Below are 16975 nucleotides of genomic sequence, written 5' to 3'. Positions count from 1 at the left end.
AACTCAAGACTAGGGCCTGCGCGATAAATGATGTATTCGGAATCAACGAGCCCGGAGAACCACGATAGCAGTTTGGGTCGAGCGGTTTGGATCACTCAGCGCATAAAAAAACACGCCTTGGCGTGTTCTTTTATCAACCAATCCAGAGAAGATCGGTTTGTTTCATTATCTGTCTTAGTGCGAAGACTTGTGCTCTGCGTAACGCCTTGCTGCGTGAGCTTGAGCGGCAAGCATTGCCAATTCAGCCTCCACCACAGCAATGGTGGCTTTGTCTGTTGCGGTGCGCAGCGATTCTTCGGCCTTTTGACGGGCAGCTAATGCTTTTGCTTCATCAAGATCCCCGGCACGAATTGCCGTGTCGGACAGAACCATCACATGGCCAGGCTGCACTTCAAGCAAACCACCTGCGACAAAAATCGCTTCCTCAGTGTCGTCGGCAAGCACAATCCGCACTGTGCCAGGACGAATCCGGGAAATGAGAGGGGTGTGGCCAGGCAAAATACCCAACTCACCCGACTCACCCGGCAACGCAACAAACTTGGCCTCGCCAGAGAACAAAGACTTCTCAGCACTGACGACATCCACTTTCAAGCTGGCCATAGGGATTCCTTATTGGATTTTCTTGGCTTTTTCGAAGGCTTCGTCGATCGAACCGACCATGTAGAAGGCCTGCTCAGGCAACGCATCACATTCACCTGAAACAATCATCTTGAAGCCACGCAGCGTTTCTGACAAAGGAACATATTTGCCAGGTGAACCCGTGAAGACTTCAGCGACATGGAACGGCTGTGACAAGAAGCGTTGAATCTTACGTGCACGTGACACAGACAGCTTGTCTTCAGGAGACAATTCATCCATGCCGAGAATGGCAATAATGTCTCGCAGCTCTTTGTAACGTTGAAGCGTTTGCTGTACGCCGCGGGCGACGTTGTAATGCTCTTCGCCCACCACGTGCGGATCCAATTGACGGCTGGTTGAATCGAGCGGATCAACGGCTGGATAAATACCTAACGCAGCGATGTCACGCGACAACACAACCGTCGAATCCAAATGCTGGAAGGTTGTTGCTGGTGATGGATCGGTCAAGTCATCGGCTGGCACGTAGACGGCTTGAATCGAGGTAATCGAACCGGTCTTGGTAGACGTAATACGCTCTTGAAGCACACCCATTTCTTCGGCCAAGGTTGGCTGATAACCCACCGCGGAAGGCATACGCCCGAGCAGCGCTGATACTTCAGTACCTGCCAAGGTATAGCGGTAAATATTGTCGACGAAGAACAGGATATCGCGACCTTCATCGCGGAACTTCTCTGCCATCGTCAAGCCAGTCAATGCAACACGAAGACGGTTGCCTGGTGGCTCGTTCATCTGACCAAACACCATGGCCACTTTGTCAAGAACGTTCGACTCTTCCATCTCGTGATAGAAGTCGTTGCCTTCACGTGTACGCTCACCGACACCAGCAAACACTGATAAACCGCTATGCTGCTTAGCAATGTTGTTGATGAGTTCCATCATGTTGACGGTCTTGCCAACGCCTGCGCCACCAAACAGACCGACCTTACCGCCTTTTGCAAAGGGGCAAACCAAATCAATCACCTTAATGCCGGTTTCTAGCAACTCAACGGAAGGAGACAGTTCGTCAAATTTCGGCGCTGGTTGGTGAATGGCGCGCAATTCATCACCTGCGATCGGACCAGCTTCATCGATTGGGCGACCTAGCACGTCCATGATTCGGCCCAGCGTGCCGATCCCAACGGGTACAGAAATCGGTGCGCCGGTCTTTGCGACACTCATTCCGCGGCGTAAACCATCGCTTGAACCGAGAGCAATCGTACGAACGACACCGTCGCCCAACTGTTGCTGCACTTCAAACGTCAAACCTTTTTCTGCAAACGGAGATGTTTCGTCCGTCAGTTTGAGGGCTTCATAAATATTAGGCATTTGATCGCGGGGAAACTGAATATCCACCACGGCGCCGATGCACTGAACGATGCTTCCGTTGCTCATGTCTGTTCCTTAAATATAACTAACTGATGGGATACCTGACAGATGTCTAAATAACTAGACAGCTGCGGCCCCCCCCACGATTTCTGAAATTTCCTTGGTGATAGCGGCCTGACGTGTCTTGTTATAGACAAGTTGAAGATCGCCAATCACTTTCTTAGCATTGTCAGAGGCGGCTTTCATGGCCACCATCCGCGCAGACTGCTCTGAAGCCATGCTTTCTGCGACACTCTGGTACACCAAACCCTCGACATACCGTTGCAGTAACTCATCGATAACTGCCTTTGAGTCAGGTTCGTACAAATAATCCCAGCCGTGATTCGGCTGCAATTTTTCTGTATTCGCTGCTGTTCCGGTAAAAACCGAATACGGATCAGCCAACTTCCCAGGTAACGGCAATAACCGAATAAAAACAGGCTCTTGCTTCATCGTATTAACGAAGCGGTTCGTCGCTAAATAAAGGGCGTCGATTTTTCCGTCGAGATAGGCATCTAGCTGTACTTTAAGCCCACCAATCAAACGGTCCAGTGAGGCAACATCCCCCAATTGAGTTTCTTGAGACACAACCTTCGCATCGATACGGGTTAAAGTCCCCAAGCCTTTGTTACCAAAAGCCGTGAACTGGCAACCAATGCCTTTCTCGGTGAACTCACGCAAGCGTAACAACACCAGTCTCATGATGTTCGTATTCAAACCACCGCAAAGACCTTTATCTGAGGTGACAACCACTACCCCTGCATTTTTAAGCTCGCGCTCAGTCAAGAAAGGGTGATGATAATCAGGCGTGGCGTCCATCAGTCGGCCAGCCATTGCATGAACTTTTTCGGCATAGGGACGACCAGCTCGCATCCGATCCTGCGCTTTACGCATTTTCGATGCAGCCACCATCTCCATGGCCTTGGTGATCTTGCGCGTATTTTGTACGCTCTTGATCTTGGTACGGATTTCCTTGATTCCTGCCATTTCGCTTCCTGTGTCAGCCCTGCCAAGCAGGTATCAGACCATCTGCCTTGCTAGGCCTCGACCTGCTTTACCAGAGCCGAGGCGATCGCCATAGCGGGTTCCTTAATAGCTACCGTGCTTTTTAAACTCTTGCAAGGCAGCAACCAATTCAGCTTCGTCGTCTTTCGACAACTCTTTTGAGCTCTCGACACGTTGAATGAAATCAGCGTGTTTGGCTTTGAGGTGGTCTTTAATCCCCTTCTCAAACGCCAACACTTGCGACACTTCAACATCATCCAAGTAGCCGTTATTGACGGCGAACAAAATAACGCCGAGCTCCCAGACTTGCAGTGGCTGATACTGCGGTTGCTTTAACAGCTCAACCACACGTTTACCGCGCTCTAACTGACGACGCGTTGCGTCATCGAGATCAGAAGCAAATTGCGCAAACGCAGCCAACTCGCGATACTGGGCCAAGTCAGTACGAATACCACCAGACAGCTTTTTAACAATCTTGGTTTGAGCGGCACCGCCCACGCGTGAGACCGAGATACCTGCATTAATGGCTGGACGAACACCAGCGTTAAACAAGTCTGTCTCAAGGAAGATCTGACCGTCAGTGATTGAAATCACGTTAGTCGGCACGAAGGCGGAAACGTCGCCAGCTTGGGTTTCGATGATAGGTAACGCCGTCAATGAACCAGTTTTGCCTTTAACGGCACCATTGGTAAATTTCTCGACATACGCTTCATTGACACGTGCGGCACGCTCAAGCAAGCGTGAGTGCAGATAGAACACATCGCCAGGGTAGGCTTCGCGACCTGGGGGTCGGCGCAATAACAGTGATACCTGGCGATAAGCGATTGCCTGCTTAGTCAAATCATCATAAACAATCAGAGCATCTTCGCCACGATCACGGAAGTATTCACCCATCGTGCAACCAGCGTACGCCGACAAGTACTGCATCGCAGCTGAGTCAGAGGCTGTCGCCGCGACGATAACGGTGTACTCCATCGCGCCAAACTCTTCGAGTTTGCGTAAAACGTTATTGATGGTTGACGCTTTCTGACCAATAGCGACGTAGACGCATTTCACGCCTTTGCCTTTTTGGTTGATGATGGCATCAACTGCAACGGCTGTCTTACCCGTCTGACGGTCACCAATAATCAATTCACGCTGACCGCGGCCAATTGGCACCATCGAATCGATGGACTTAAGACCCGTTTGCAAAGGTTGCGACACTGATTGACGAGCAATCACCCCTGGCGCAACTTTTTCGATGATGTCAGTTTCTTTTGCGTTAACTGGACCTTTGCCATCAATCGGCACGCCAAGCGCATTGACAACCCGACCAAGCAGCTCTGGGCCCACAGGCACTTCCAGAATACGACCAGTGGCTTTGACTGGATCGCCTTCTGAAATGCTCGTGTAGTCACCTAAAATCACGGCGCCGACAGAGTCACGCTCAAGATTCAGCGCCAAGCCGAAAACGTTGTTAGGAAACTCAAGCATCTCGCCTTGCATCACGTCAGACAGACCATGAATACGGGTAATACCATCGGTCACCGACACGACAGTACCTTGAGTACGAATATCAGACGAAGTACCCAGACCTTCGATCTGGTTCTTTAGTAGTTCGCTGATCTCTGATGGATTAAGTTGCATGTTCAGACTCCTGAAATCTTTAGACCGGCGTTATGCCGCCAGCTTGTCGCGCATGCGCTGAAGCTGGGCTTGCACGGATGTATCGAGTACTTGATCACCCACCACCACACGGACACCACCGATCAGGGAGGCGTCAATGATGACGTGGGGCTTGAGCTTCAAGCCAAACTTTGGTTCTAGTAGTTTGATCAAATCGGCCACTTGCTCATCAGACATTGGGAAGGCACTCGAAATGATCGCCTCTGCAATGCCCTCAGCCTTATCTTTCAGCGCACGAAATTGCACAGAAATTTGAGGCAATAACAACAACCGGTCATTTGCGACCAGCAGATCAATAAAGTTATGAACCGCTTGATCCACTTTTGCTTTGGTCAAACCAGCACTGACACCGAGTAGAATGCTACCGCGCTGGGCGTCCTCGATACGAGGATCCCCTATCGTGTCCTTCACATCAGGCATTTCGGCAATATCTGCCAAAACCTTGATTTGTTGAGCCCAGGCTTCGAGCTTCGCCTTGTCGTGATTCGCCGCCGCAAACAGCGCTTCAGCATAGGGGCGGGCAACGGTGGAGAGTTCTGCCATTTTGATCCCGAATATTAAAGCTCTGCTTTCAGTTGCGCGAGCAACTCAGCATGTGCACTTGCGTTTACTTCACGCTTCAAAATCTGTTCGGCCCCTTTGACCGCCAGATTGGCGACATCATTGCGTAAAGCATCACGGGCACGCTGCACTTCTTGGGCAGCATCCTGTTTAGCTTGAGCAACAATTCTTGCCCTCTCAGCTTCAGCTTCAGCACGTGCTTGCTCGACAATTTGAGCCCCGTGCTTCTCAGCATCAGTTATCCGAGTATGTAACTCAGATTTGGCAGATGCCTCCATCAGACCAATACGAGCCTGTGCCTGAGCCAAATCAGCCTTGCCTTTTTCGGCAGCTGCCAGACCATCAGCAATTTTATGGCGTCGTTCGTCGATTGCCTTTATCAGGGGTGGCCAGATGAATTTCATCGTGACCCAGCCCAAAATAAAGAACACGATCATCTGGAAAAAGATCGTCGCGTTCAGATTCACGGTCGCTTCCCTTTCACAACATGGGTTTTGTCTATTTTGAAAACGGACAAAACGCCTACCCAAAAACCATCAGACTTATCTCATAAATCTGAGGCACGATTGTCGACCCCTTGAGGCCGACACACACTTCTCGAACTTAGGCGCCGAATGGGTTCGCAAAAGCGAACAACATGGCGATACCCACACCGATCAAGAATGCAGCGTCAATCAGACCAGCCAGCAAGAACATCTTGGTTTGCAGGGCATTCATCAATTCTGGTTGGCGAGCAGATGCTTCAAGATATTTACCACCCATCATGGCGATACCGATACACGCACCAAGTGAACCCAGACCGATGATCAAACCGCAAGCAAGAGCAACTAATGCGACGTTGGACATGACAACTCCTTGTTTAGTATCTATAAAAACAGAAAATTAAAAATAAAAACTACAACACCTATATTCAGCGAATGAGGGTATTTCATCCCACCATCTGAATTAGTGACCTTCGTGAGCCTGACCTACATAAACCAGCGTCAGCATCATAAAAATAAAAGCTTGTAACAAAATGATCATGATATGGAATAGGGCCCACACAGAGCCGGCAACAATCTGCCCGATACCCAGACCAATGCTCATCGCATTGAAACCTGTCCAGGCACCACCGAGCAACGCAATCAGCATGAATACAAGTTCACCGGCGAACATGTTACCGAACAGTCGCATCCCGAGGGAGACTGATTTTGCAGCGTATTCGATCAGGTTGAGCAAAAAATTGACTGGCGCCAGAATAACAGCAGCGATGCCATGACCGTGAAATGGGGCAGTAAACAACTCTTTGACAAAACCAAGAGGATGCTTGATTTTCATCCCGTAAAAGAGCATCAACAGAAGCACGCCAAGCGACATACCCAACGTGATATTAAGGTCAGCGGTAGGCAAAATACGATGAAAATACAGGGGATCACCATGATGATGGCCAAGGCCCAACATGTGTATCACGGTACCTGGCAAATCAACGGGAACCAAATCCAACGTATTCAACAAAGCGATCCATACAAAGACAGTCAGCGCCAGCGGGGCCACGAATTTGCGAGTCTCTTCGCTGGGAACAATGCTTCTTGCTTGCGTGTCGACCATCTCGACCAGCATTTCGACGGCACTTTGGAAGCGACCTGGCACGCCGGCAGTAACGGCGCGCACCACGAGCCACATCGCCAACAGAAACAAGAGACCCATCGCACTCGACCAGAAAATCGAGTCGTAATTGACGACTGAAAAATCGGCGATGATTTTTTGCTTTTCGCCGATATTATTGAAATGGACTAAATGATGCTGGATGTACTCAGCTTGGGGAGACACTTCACCGGAAGCAGACATAATGAACTCAAAGAAAACTGGCCAAGGACAAAACCCGAATCATCAGGCGCTAGGAACTAATCGTGGGCAGCCACTTAACCCACCTACCCCTTTACCGCTTGATACCCTCAACGCACATCACCACAACATAAGACTTTAGTGTTGCGATCAATGCAATCACTACATATAACCACTGTACGCGATCACCACCGAACCGCCCTACTAAAAACAACAACACCAAGGCGCTCAACACTTTGGCAAACTCACCCACAAAAAACACCAAAGGGTCAGAACCCTTGGCAGTGTAGGTGCCAAGCAACAAGCGCAATGCGAACAAGGTATTGGGAACGAAATAGGCACCAAACCCTGCCAAAGCGGAAAGCCCTGCATTGTAGCCAGCAAAACTAGCGACTAAGACAACCAAAAGCAGACCAACAACGGCCTGCCCCGATACGACCTTTAGCAGATCTCGCCTCGCCCGCTGATCAACTTGACTTTTGATGACGGGAGTAAGCTGCTCGTTCGTAACATTAGGCAGCGCCATCATGTTGATATCCAGTCGACTAGCGGAAAGCCACGGGAGTATAGCGGATTTTTTCACCACACCGCAAACAGGCCGACGAGATTACCCCTACGCCACAGCGTCTGAACGCTATCGGTGTGTGAAAACAGGCTTACGCTTCTCGACAAAAGCCGCCATCCCCTCTTGCTGATCGGCTGAGCCGAATAAAGCGTGAAAGTTGCGTCGTTCAAATAGAACCCCCTCGGCTAGGCCCGATTCATAGGCGCGATTGACACTTTCTTTCGCCATGATGGCTGAGGGCAGCGACATGCCGGCAATGATTGTGGCTGCTTCAATGGCCTCTTCAAGCATCTTGTCGGCAGCCACGACTCTGGACACGAGCCCTGACCGCTCTGCTTCAGTGGCATCCATCATCCTGCCGGTCAAACACATGTCCATTGCTTTGGCTTTACCCACCGCGCGCGGTAACCGCTGAGTACCACCTGCACCAGGAATGACGCCTAACTTGATCTCTGGCTGCCCAAACTTGGCAGTATCGGCAGCAATAATGAAGTCACACATCATGGCGAGTTCACAGCCACCACCCAAGGCATAGCCCGCGACCGCGGCGATAACGGGTTTGCGGACACGTTTGATGGTTTCCCAATTACGTGAAATGTAATCGTCTTTATAGACATCCATGAATGTCCAATCTTTCATGGCGCCAATGTCAGCGCCTGCGGCAAACGCCTTTTCGCTGCCCGTTATCACGATTGCACCAATATCATCCGTCGCGTCAAATGCCAGCAAGGCAAGGCCGAGCTCGTCCATTAACTGATTGTTCAAGGCATTCAGTGCCTTGGGTCGGTTCAGGGTGATCAATCCTACGCGACCACGGGTTTCAGTCAGAATTAATGCTTCACTCATTGTCTGCTCCAGTTGTGATTAGAAAAATGTGAAATAACATAGCGATATGAAACTCAAGCCCATACTTTACAACTTAGTTCCTTTCGACCGAGCCGGTCATCGCTTCAACGTCACAATGACCATCCCGGATCCGGACCCTAAAGGCCAAATTGTGTCCTTGCCCGCCTGGATTCCCGGCAGCTATCTTATCCGTGACTTTGCTCGGCAAATCGAGACCATCTCAGCACAAAGCGGTCGACGGCAACTTGCAATGACTAAGCTTGATAATCATACGTGGCAGGCAGCCCCGTGTCAGGGATCGCTTCTGATCAACATCGTTGTTTACGCGTGGGATTTATCCGTTCGTGGTGCACATCTGGACGAGACGCACGGTTTTGTTAATGGCACAAGCGTCTTTCTGTTGGCGAAGGGCAAAGAATCGGCGCCTTGTCAGCTCACCATCGGGGGATTGCAGCATCCGGGAGGAAACTGGAAGGTCTATACAAGTCTGCCGCAGATCTTGCCAGTCGACCCCACAAGCGCTCGGTCATTGACGCCGCGTTACCGAGCCGCTAACTACGATGCCCTCATTGACCACCCGATTGAGATGGGGCTGCCCCAGGTAAGCCGCTTCAAAGCCTGTGGGTCCGAGCATGAAATGGTTTTTACTGGGGTCAGCCCTAACCTCGACCTCAAGCGGATTAGCGCAGATGTCAAAAAGATCTGTGAGGCGCAGATCCGTTTTTTTGAACCAGAGACCGCACTGGCACCATTTTTAGACAGTGCATCAAAATATGTCTTTCTAACGACAGTCGTTGGCGATGGCTACGGCGGCCTTGAACACCGTGCGTCAACGGCGCTGATCGCCTCCCGCAAAGATCTCCCAGTGATAGGCCAGGCGAAGGCACCTGCTGGCTATACAACGTTTCTAGGACTCGTGAGTCATGAATACTTTCACACATGGCATGTCAAGCGGATTAAGCCGGCTGTTTTCGTCCCCTACAAACTCAACCGTGAAAACCATACTCAACTGCTTTGGATCTTTGAAGGTTTTACGTCTTACTACGACGAATTATTTTTATTGAGAAGTGGCATTGTCTCGTTAGCAGATTATTTGACTGCGCTGGGCAAACAAATCAGCTCAGTGTTGGCAACGCCTGGTCGCCACAAGCAATCTGTGGCAGAGAGCTCTTTCGATGCCTGGACACGTTATTACAAACAAGACGAAAACTCGCCCAACGCGCTCATTAGTTACTACTCGAAGGGTGCACTGATTGCGCTGGGTCTGGATCTAAAAATCCGTCACGAAAGCGCAAATCTTCGTAGCCTCGATGATGTCATGCGTGCTCTGTGGCGGCAATTTGGCAGAGATTTCTATACCAATACAGGTCGTGGAATTGACGAAAAGGCGTTTGCCCGACTCGTGCGTGAAGCAACCGGCGTCGACGTCTCAGATGAAATCAACCGTTGGGCGTATAGCACCGACGACGTCGAGCTAAAACCCTTGTTTGCCTCGCAAGGCATTGCTTTAACATGGCAAAAGCCAAATGACATCCCCACCTTCAACATACGCGTTCGCAAACAAGGCGAGCAACTCATTATCGCCACCGTTTTCGAACACGGCGCAGCGCACCGGGCCGGTCTATCTGCGCAGGATGCACTCATTGCTGTTGATGGACTGAAGGTAGACGCCAACCCAGCAGCGCTTGATACGTTACTGTCGGCCTATCAACCCGGTGAGCAAGTGCGCGTTCATGTATTTCGGCGTGACGAGCTTCGCGAATTTACTGTCGAACTTGCTGCGCCGTTAAACGTCGATTGTGTGTTGAAGGTGGTGAAAGAGGCAACGTCGCATGCGTGAAGATAGCGGGGATTTCAAAAACATCCTGCTGAGCGGGGTACCGCTATTGGATGTTCGCGCACCAGTGGAATTTGCGCAAGGCGCCTTTCCCGAATCGGTCAACCTGCCTTTGATGAATGATGAAGAACGCCATCAAGTCGGTCTCAGATACAAACAAGCCGGCCAGGATCACGCCATTAAATTGGGTCATCAGCTGGTCTCTGGTGCAACAAAAGACCACCGGGTCGCGCTATGGCTGGCGTTCGTGCGAAAAAACCCGCATGGGTACTTGTATTGTTTTCGAGGAGGTCTACGATCGCGAATTTCGCAGCAGTGGATCAAAGAAGCTGGCATCGAATATCCACGGATTATTGGTGGCTATAAAGCGATGCGGGGATTTCTCATCGAGTCATTGCAACAAACCATCGAACAATCGCAATTCACCTTAGTCGCAGGCCTCACCGGCAGCGGCAAAACAAAAATCATTCATGCACTAGATGCAGCAGTTGATCTTGAAAAGCTGGCACATCACCGAGGTTCAAGTTTTGGCAAACATGCGACTGAACAGCCAGCCCAAATCAACTTTGATAATCAGCTGGCGATCGACCTGCTCAAGTTGCATGCCCGAGGGATAACAAGGATAGCCGTTGAGGATGAATCTCGGTTGATTGGTAAGTGTGCTTTGCCTATCCCCATGCGTGACGCCATGAACGTCAGTCCGCTTGTTTGGGTCGTTGAGTCAACAGAAGCACGCACTGAGCGCATCTTGAGCGATTACGTCGAAGATCTCGGGTCTCAGTTCACGTATTTACTTGGCCCCGAGTTAGGTTTCGAGGCGTTCTCTTCTAGACTCATTGAGAGCTTAAGTAACTTATACAAACGCTTAGGCGGAGAGCGCCACTCGAGGCTAGAATCAGCCATGAAAGACGCATTGCGCATCCAGCACGACACCGGTGAGATTGCTGCGCATCGGCTCTGGATCAAACCGCTGTTAACCGAATACTACGATCCCATGTACACCCACCAGCGAGAGAGCAAAGCCTCGAGGATTATTTTCGAAGGCGATCTCAACGAAGTTATTCATTACTTTAAGCGCATGAGCTATTGAAGATGACGGTCATCACCGAGAAACAGCGGATCGATCAAAACAAACTATTCAAACGACTCACGCGAGAGGTTGGTCGGGCGATTGTCGACTACAACATGATTGAAGCTGGCGACCGAGTCATGGTTTGCGTCTCTGGCGGCAAAGACTCGTATGGGATGCTGGACATCCTGTTGGCATTACGCGAACGCGCACCGATTGATTTCGACATCGTCGCAGTCAATCTAGATCAGAAGCAACCAGGATTTCCCGCCGAGGTGCTACCGAATTACTTAAGGGCGCGCGACATTCCGTTTCATATTGAGACGCGTGATACGTATTCGATCGTTAAGCGCCTGATTCCCGAAGGCAAAACGACCTGTTCATTATGTTCACGCTTACGCCGCGGCATTCTCTACCGAGTGGCCAAAGAGCTGGGGGCAACGAAGATTGCGCTGGGACATCACCGCGATGACATCCTGGCAACGTTTTTTTTGAATATGTTTTACGGTGCCAAGCTCAAAGCGATGCCACCAAAGCTGATCTCAGACGATGGGGTCAACACCGTCATTCGACCGTTGGCCTATGTGCCCGAGGCAGACCTGATCGCTTACGCAACCCTAAAAAACTTCCCTATCATCCCCTGTGATTTGTGCGGATCACAAGAGAATCTCAAGCGTCAAGAGGTCTCGCGAATGTTGGCGGACTGGGACAAAAAATATCCAGGCAGGGCCTGGAATGTTTTTAAATCACTGTCGAACATTGCTCCATCACATTTAATGGATAGGAACTTGTTCAATTTTGAAGGATTAAAGCCAGACGGCAACACTAATCCAGAGGGGGATACCGCATTTGATCCACCCGAGCTGACGTCAGTTGACTCGGGTGAAAAAACGATCTCGATAGCGGCGTTGTTTAAACGGTAGCGCCAGCTTGCTCGAGCGCTTGTTTGAGTTCACCTGCCTGATCCATCTCTGTCATGATGTCAGACCCGCCGATGAATTCGCCTTTGATATAGAGTTGTGGGATAGTCGGCCATTGTGAATAGGTCTTAATCCCTTGGCGAACTTCTTCGTCTTCGAGGACATTGACTGTCACCAGTTTGGTGACGCCACTTTCTTTCAACATCTGAATGGCCTTGGCAGAAAAACCGCATTGGGGCGCTTGTGCTGTGCCTTTCATGAACAGCACAACGGGGTGCCCTTCAACTGTTTCGCGAATAAAAGTTTGGACGTCGCTCATGATCTACCTACAAATAAAAGTGATTGCGTTTAAATGATCTGAATTCAATATGTTGCTATGAAGAACCAGAGATTTTGATACATATTATTACAAAGTGCCCCCCGTAACACGCGGTTGACCGGCCAAGTCACGATGGGTTTCAATCCCCTGAAAACCGGCGCTGCGCAACAAATCCTGCACTGCGCTATGCTGGTTGTAGCCATGCTCTAACCAGAGGTAGCCACCGGCAGCGAGCCGTTGAGGTGCACCAGCAATAATGACGGCAATAGCGGTCAAGCCATCCGCCCCATCGGTCAGCGCTTGAGGCGGCTCAAATCTCAAGTCCCCTTGCGACAAATGGTCATCATTAGCAGCAATATACGGCGGGTTGGACACAATCACATCAAATCGCCCTTCTGACGGTAGGGCTTCATACCAATCGCCCTGCCACCACTGAATCTTTGCGCCAAGCGATTGCGCGTTCGTTTGCGCCATGATGAGGGCTTTGCTGCTGAGGTCCGTCGCTGTGACCCTGAGATCTGGGCGAGCGAGCGCGATTGAAATCGCGACAGCACCACTACCTGTACCCAAGTCTAGTAGGGAGATAGCCTGGCAGGTATCAACGGCGGTTAGCCCAACCTCTACCAGCAACTCGGTGTCGGGACGCGGGATCAGCACATCCGGCGACACTTGTAGCATATGCCCTCTGAATTCTCGCTGACCAATCAAATAAGCCATCGGCTCACCTTGGCGCCTTTTAGCCGCAAGCGACAAAAAGGCAGAAGCTATCTCTGCCGGCAAAGGGTCGGCGTCGTGCGCCAGCAGCCAAGAACGAGGCTTTTCGAGAACAAATTCGAGCAACATGCGGCCTTCTAGTCTGGGCAAACCAGACATCAGCAACAATGTCTGAACCGTTTGCATCAGATGTCATCACCCAACGCTGCCAACAATTCAGCTTGATGTTCTGCAATCAACGCATTGGTGAGCTCGTCAAGATCCCCTTCCATGATGGCACCTAACTTGTAGAGCGTCAGATTGATCCGATGATCGGTCATCCGTCCTTGTGGAAAGTTATAGGTACGGATCCGCTCAGAACGATCGCCTGAGCCAACCAGGCTTTTACGTTGCGCGGCTTCCTTATCCTGTCTCTCACGGGTGACTTTATCTTTGAGCCGTGCGGCCAACACTTGCATCGCTTTGTCTTTGTTGCGGTGCTGCGACCTGTCGTCCTGGCACTCAACGACCAAACCAGTGGGCAAGTGGGTGATTCGCACGGCAGAATCAGTTTTGTTAATGTGTTGACCCCCTGCCCCACTGGCGCGAAAGGTATCAATGCGAAGCTCGCTGGGGTTAATCACGATATCTGTTGCCTCGTCAGCTTCAGGCATGACAGCTACCGTGCAGGCAGACGTGTGGATTCGGCCTTGCGCTTCGGTTGCCGGCACGCGCTGTACGCGGTGGGCACCCGATTCAAACTTGAGCCTGCCGTACGCCCCCTCGCCGTCCAGACGGACGATCACTTCTTTATAGCCACCGAGTTCTGAAGGGCTTTCTGACATGAGTTCGACTTTCCAACCGCGTTGTTCAGCATAGCGGCTGTACATCCGTAGCAAGTCACCTGAAAACAACGCGCTCTCATCACCACCCGTGCCAGCTCGAATCTCCAAGAACACGCTTCGACCGTCGTCGGGGTCTTTGGGGAGCAGCTGTAATTGCAGTTCGGCTTCGAGATTTTCGATTCTCTGTTTGCAATCTTCGATTTCATCCAACGCCATGGCTTTCATGTCGGGATCATCCAGCATTTCTTTGGCGCCTTGCAGGTCAGCTTCGGCAGTCTCGAACAGCTCGAACGCTCTGACAACAGGCTCAATCTCAGATCGCTCACGTGACAATTTACGAAATTGACCCATGTCACCTGCCGAATCTGGCTCGGATAACATCGCGTCAATATCGATCAAACGACGAGAAATGTGCTCGAGACGAGCACGCATAGATGCTTTCATGGGGGAGTAGCGCCGCTAACGGCGGCCTTTACCGAGAGGGAATAAACGAGGCAACCACGACAGCAATTGCTGGCGCTCGGCATCTTCGCTGTGGTGCAGCGCAGCCAATGTGCCGTGCAAATATTTTTGTGTCAGACCGTGAGCAAGTTGCTCTAACACTGCCTCGGGCGAATCACCTTTAGCCAGCAGTCGCTTTGCACGCTCAAGCTCAGCGATTTGAACCAATTGTGCAAAGGCTTGCAGATCTCGAATGATTGGGACGTTTGCGCGTTGTTGCATCCAGTGCATGAAGTTCGATACACGGCTGTCAATGATCGCTTCAGCTTGAAACACGGCAGCCTGACGAGCTTCGTTGCCCGACTGAACAACGGCACCCAAGTCGTCCACCGAATAAAGGTAGACATCATCCAAGCGGGCGACTTCAGGCTCAATATCACGGGGCACCGCCAAATCAACCATGACAATGGGCTTGCGCCGCCGCAACTTGGTGGCACGCTCTACCATCCCAAGGCCCAGGATTGGCAAGGTGCTGGCCGTACAGGAAACCACAACGTCGAATTCTGCCAAACAATCAGGGACATCGGCGAGCTTCATCGTGGTGGCAGCGAAGCGCTCAGCCAATACTTCGGCACGCTCTGCGGTGCGATTGGCCACGACAAGATGAAGCGGTTCGCGAGCGGCAAAATGGGTGGCACACAGCTCAATCATTTCACCCGCACCGATAAACAGGACACGCGATCGCTTGAGATCACCGAACACGCGCTCGGCGAGTTTTACAGCTGCCGCGGCCATCGACACCGACTGAGCACCAATCGCAGTCGTCGATCGAACTTCTTTCGCCACAGAGAAGGTGCGTTGAAACATCTGATGCAGCAGGGTGCCCAGCGCACCCGCTTCTTCGGCGGCGCGAACTGCGTCTTTCATTTGCCCCAGAATTTGAGGTTCGCCCAGCACCATCGAATCCAACCCACTGGCAACTCGAAAGGCGTGGCGCACGGCACGATCTTTGTTGAGCAAATAAATATGAGGTTTTAAATCGCCTGCCTCGATTTGATTAAAACTCGCCATCCACGCGGGTAGCTGGTCTGCGACCTGAGGCTCTGCCGCACAGTAAAGCTCTGTGCGATTACAGGTCGAGAGGATGGCTGCTTCTTTCACAGCGCCACCGAAGGCCTCTCTCAAAGCATTCAAGGCCGGTCTCACTAAGTCTTCGGGCATAGACACACGCTCGCGAACCGAGACCGGTGCAGAGACATGGTTTAACCCTAGCGCAAGAACATCGACCGTCATACCAAGCCAGTTGAACAAGTTGGAGCGCTATTATAGGTCGCATTACCCGATGGATGCGAGCTCGATGCAACTGCCTCAGATTTCATGTACACTTACGCCCTTCATGTGGCCTGGTAGCTCAGTCGGTAGAGCAGAGGATTGAAAATCCTTGTGTCGGTGGTTCGATTCCGCCCCGGGCCACCATCTGATTTGAAAACCCCTGCGTTGATGCGCTGGGGTTTTTGCTTTTGTGGGTCTGTAACTGGATGTTTCTAGCATTGACTCATTTTCCACATGTATCTACAATGTAGAAACATTAGGAGCATGCTATGCAAGCAACCATCAAAAAATGGGGCAATAGCCCTGCATTGCGAATATCTAGTTCGATCATGGAATTAGCTCAACTAACTGTGGATCAGGCAGTCAATATAAATGTGCTTAAGGGGAAAATCATTATCGAGCCTATTGCACCTAAACGAACTCGCCTTGAGGATTTATTAGCAGGTATTACTCCTGACAATATCCATGCTGAAGAAAGCTTCGGTCGCCCAGCCGGCAAGGAGATCCTTTAGTGCCTAAATCTTATGTTCCCGAGGCGGGAGATATTATTTGGCTTGAATTTGATCCTCAAGCCGGTCGAGAACAAGCAGGGCATCGACCAGCCTTGGTACTAAGCCCAGCTGTTTACAATGAAAAGGTTAGCCTGGCTGTTTGTTGCCCGCTTTCAACTAAAACAAAAGGTTACCCTTTCGAAGTTGAAGTGGAAATCGGCAAGACAACTAGCGTCGTTTTATCTGATCAGGTTAAGTCATTAGACTGGCGAGAACGCAAAGCCAAATTCAAATCCAAAATCACTGCCGCTCAACTCAAGCGAGTACGTGAAAATATCAAAGCTCTGCTATCTATCGATTAATTCGGCACAAGGATTGAAAATCCTTGTGTCGGTGGTTCGATTCCGCCCCGGGCCACCAAGAAACACTAGGTCCGTTCTGGACACATGGTTTACAGTTTGTACCGGTCACATAGTTAACACTTTGGGGCCGAATGGGTTCTCCAAGGCTTGTACCCTGTGAGACTCCAAATCAAAGTATCCCATATCGTATTCCATAAAACTCACAAGCCACACGTCG

At 50.9% G+C, this 16975-nt stretch carries 19 protein-coding genes and 1 tRNA gene; 6 read left to right on the top strand and 14 right to left on the bottom strand.

The window, feature by feature from the left end; all coding sequences use genetic code 11:
- Positions 1-174 precede the first annotated feature (174 nt).
- The 10 genes from AC1W8Y_RS08320 to AC1W8Y_RS08275 all read right to left on the bottom strand — a co-directional run bounded on the left by AC1W8Y_RS08320 (position 175) and on the right by AC1W8Y_RS08275 (position 8449).
- On the bottom strand, positions 175-600 hold the full coding sequence (locus tag AC1W8Y_RS08320) for a F0F1 ATP synthase subunit epsilon (protein WP_482014014.1): 426 nt from the start codon (positions 598-600) through the stop codon (positions 175-177).
- A 9-nt stretch (positions 601-609) separates the two neighbouring features.
- Positions 610-2010, bottom strand: a complete 1401-nt coding sequence (gene atpD / locus AC1W8Y_RS08315) for a F0F1 ATP synthase subunit beta (protein ID WP_482014013.1) — start codon at positions 2008-2010, stop codon at positions 610-612.
- Positions 2011-2064: 54 nt separating this feature from the next.
- On the bottom strand, positions 2065-2970 hold the full coding sequence (gene atpG / locus AC1W8Y_RS08310; RefSeq protein ID WP_482014012.1) for a F0F1 ATP synthase subunit gamma: 906 nt from the start codon (positions 2968-2970) through the stop codon (positions 2065-2067).
- 102 nt (positions 2971-3072) lie between these two features.
- A complete protein-coding gene (atpA, locus tag AC1W8Y_RS08305; RefSeq protein ID WP_482014011.1) occupies positions 3073-4614 on the bottom strand; it encodes a F0F1 ATP synthase subunit alpha in 1542 nt (513 codons plus the stop codon).
- A 30-nt stretch (positions 4615-4644) separates the two neighbouring features.
- Entirely contained in the window at positions 4645-5196 is a 552-nt protein-coding gene (locus tag AC1W8Y_RS08300; protein ID WP_482014010.1) for a F0F1 ATP synthase subunit delta, read from the bottom strand.
- A 14-nt stretch (positions 5197-5210) separates the two neighbouring features.
- Positions 5211-5681, bottom strand: a complete 471-nt coding sequence (locus AC1W8Y_RS08295) for a F0F1 ATP synthase subunit B (RefSeq protein ID WP_482014009.1) — start codon at positions 5679-5681, stop codon at positions 5211-5213.
- A gap of 136 nt (positions 5682-5817) precedes the next feature.
- Positions 5818-6060, bottom strand: coding sequence for a F0F1 ATP synthase subunit C (gene atpE / locus AC1W8Y_RS08290; protein WP_106228321.1), 243 nt, complete (start codon positions 6058-6060; stop codon positions 5818-5820).
- A 99-nt stretch (positions 6061-6159) separates the two neighbouring features.
- Positions 6160-7041, bottom strand: coding sequence for a F0F1 ATP synthase subunit A (atpB, locus tag AC1W8Y_RS08285; RefSeq protein WP_482014008.1), 882 nt, complete (start codon positions 7039-7041; stop codon positions 6160-6162).
- Positions 7042-7132: 91 nt separating this feature from the next.
- Positions 7133-7567: an ATP synthase subunit I gene (locus AC1W8Y_RS08280; protein ID WP_482014007.1), complete on the bottom strand. Its 435-nt coding sequence runs from the start codon at positions 7565-7567 to the stop codon at positions 7133-7135.
- Between the two features lie 105 nt (positions 7568-7672).
- The gene (locus AC1W8Y_RS08275; protein WP_482014006.1) at positions 7673-8449 is read right to left on the bottom strand and encodes an enoyl-CoA hydratase; all 777 of its coding nucleotides are present in this window, start codon (positions 8447-8449) and stop codon (positions 7673-7675) included.
- 46 nt (positions 8450-8495) lie between these two features.
- Between AC1W8Y_RS08275 and AC1W8Y_RS08270 the strand changes: the two genes are divergently transcribed.
- The 3 genes from AC1W8Y_RS08270 to ttcA are packed head-to-tail and all read left to right on the top strand — an operon-like array spanning position 8496 to position 12278.
- A complete protein-coding gene (locus AC1W8Y_RS08270; RefSeq protein ID WP_482014005.1) occupies positions 8496-10289 on the top strand; it encodes a M61 family metallopeptidase in 1794 nt (597 codons plus the stop codon).
- The gene (gene mnmH / locus AC1W8Y_RS08265) at positions 10282-11376 is read left to right on the top strand and encodes a tRNA 2-selenouridine(34) synthase MnmH (RefSeq protein ID WP_482014004.1); all 1095 of its coding nucleotides are present in this window, start codon (positions 10282-10284) and stop codon (positions 11374-11376) included. The genes AC1W8Y_RS08270 and mnmH overlap by 8 nt, the downstream gene beginning before the upstream one ends.
- A gap of 2 nt (positions 11377-11378) precedes the next feature.
- Positions 11379-12278, top strand: a complete 900-nt coding sequence (gene ttcA, locus AC1W8Y_RS08260) for a tRNA 2-thiocytidine(32) synthetase TtcA (protein ID WP_482014003.1) — start codon at positions 11379-11381, stop codon at positions 12276-12278.
- Here ttcA and grxD read toward each other — a convergent pair.
- The 4 genes from grxD to hemA form a co-directional block, all read right to left on the bottom strand.
- Complete coding sequence (grxD, locus tag AC1W8Y_RS08255; protein ID WP_482014002.1) at positions 12268-12594, bottom strand: Grx4 family monothiol glutaredoxin; 327 nt, start codon at positions 12592-12594, stop codon at positions 12268-12270. The two genes, ttcA and grxD, sit on opposite strands and share 11 nt — an antisense overlap.
- An 87-nt stretch (positions 12595-12681) precedes the next feature.
- Positions 12682-13494: a peptide chain release factor N(5)-glutamine methyltransferase gene (gene prmC, locus AC1W8Y_RS08250; protein WP_482014001.1), complete on the bottom strand. Its 813-nt coding sequence runs from the start codon at positions 13492-13494 to the stop codon at positions 12682-12684.
- Entirely contained in the window at positions 13494-14576 is a 1083-nt protein-coding gene (gene prfA / locus AC1W8Y_RS08245) for a peptide chain release factor 1 (RefSeq protein WP_482014000.1), read from the bottom strand. The genes prmC and prfA overlap by 1 nt, the downstream gene beginning before the upstream one ends.
- 15 nt (positions 14577-14591) lie before the next feature.
- Complete coding sequence (gene hemA, locus AC1W8Y_RS08240) at positions 14592-15866, bottom strand: glutamyl-tRNA reductase (protein WP_482013999.1); 1275 nt, start codon at positions 15864-15866, stop codon at positions 14592-14594.
- A 107-nt stretch (positions 15867-15973) separates the two neighbouring features.
- Between hemA and AC1W8Y_RS08235 the strand changes: the two genes are divergently transcribed.
- The 3 genes from AC1W8Y_RS08235 to mazF all read left to right on the top strand — a co-directional run bounded on the left by AC1W8Y_RS08235 (position 15974) and on the right by mazF (position 16758).
- A tRNA-Phe gene (locus AC1W8Y_RS08235) sits at positions 15974-16049 on the top strand.
- A gap of 125 nt (positions 16050-16174) precedes the next feature.
- Positions 16175-16417: an AbrB/MazE/SpoVT family DNA-binding domain-containing protein gene (locus AC1W8Y_RS08230; protein WP_482013998.1), complete on the top strand. Its 243-nt coding sequence runs from the start codon at positions 16175-16177 to the stop codon at positions 16415-16417.
- Positions 16417-16758: an endoribonuclease MazF gene (gene mazF / locus AC1W8Y_RS08225; protein ID WP_482013997.1), complete on the top strand. Its 342-nt coding sequence runs from the start codon at positions 16417-16419 to the stop codon at positions 16756-16758. Before AC1W8Y_RS08230 ends, mazF begins: the two co-directional genes overlap by 1 nt.
- The last annotated feature ends 217 nt before the right edge of the window (positions 16759-16975 follow it).

The sequence above is a fragment of the Jezberella sp. genome (assembly GCF_964834465.1).
This window is presented reverse-complemented; position numbering and strand designations above follow the sequence as displayed.